Below are 660 nucleotides of genomic sequence, written 5' to 3'. Positions count from 1 at the left end.
ATGTATCTTTTCTCGAAAAACTTCAATTTATTTCGTATAAGAGATAGGGTGATTAAATATATGAACAAATTGAAAGATAAAACAATGAAAGAGTTTCTAGAAAACAATGCCTATTTTGTCGATTTCTTTAATGCATACTTCTTTGATGGAGAAAGAGTTCTTAAACCTGAAAACTGTTTGGAACTTGATTCAGAGATGAATGATTCAAATATGGATCTAGAAAAGCATGTGGATGTGATTCGTAAGTACAATGATGGAAATTTTTATAGTGCATTCATTATTGAAAATCAAAGCTATGTGGATGCTTCGATGGTTGTAAGAGCGGCAGCATATGAGTATGTGGCGTATGATCGAATGTTAAAGAAGTTAAAGAAGAATAAGGCTAAAGAAAAACTACCCATGGTGCATATTCTTGTATTTTATACAGGAGAAAGGCCTTGGAATGCAGCTAGACAGCTTTCTCAGCTAGTCGAGGTGGATGAAAGGTTTGAATCCTATTTCCATGACTACCAGATGAATCTGATTGAAATCACAGGAAATACTTCATATAATTTTAATGAAGAAGACGTACATAATCTATTCTACATATGTCGAAGTATTTATGATCAGTCTATTTATGAAGAAAAGAGTAATGGCTTTGGACTTGTGAAGAGCAGTGTA

At 33.0% G+C, this 660-nt stretch carries 1 protein-coding gene; it reads left to right on the top strand.

What is annotated here, in order from left to right; genetic code table 11:
* Positions 1-60 precede the first annotated feature (60 nt).
* Positions 61-660, top strand: a 600-nt coding sequence (locus EUBIFOR_RS11960; RefSeq protein ID WP_040466585.1) for an Rpn family recombination-promoting nuclease/putative transposase, incomplete at its 3' end; no start/stop codon positions are given.

The organism is Holdemanella biformis DSM 3989 (assembly GCF_000156655.1).
In the GTDB taxonomy this organism is placed as follows: Bacteria; Bacillota_I; Bacilli_A; order Erysipelotrichales; family Erysipelotrichaceae; genus Holdemanella; species Holdemanella biformis.
Note: the sequence above shows the minus strand (reverse complement) of the source record. Positions and strands in the feature narration are given on the sequence as shown.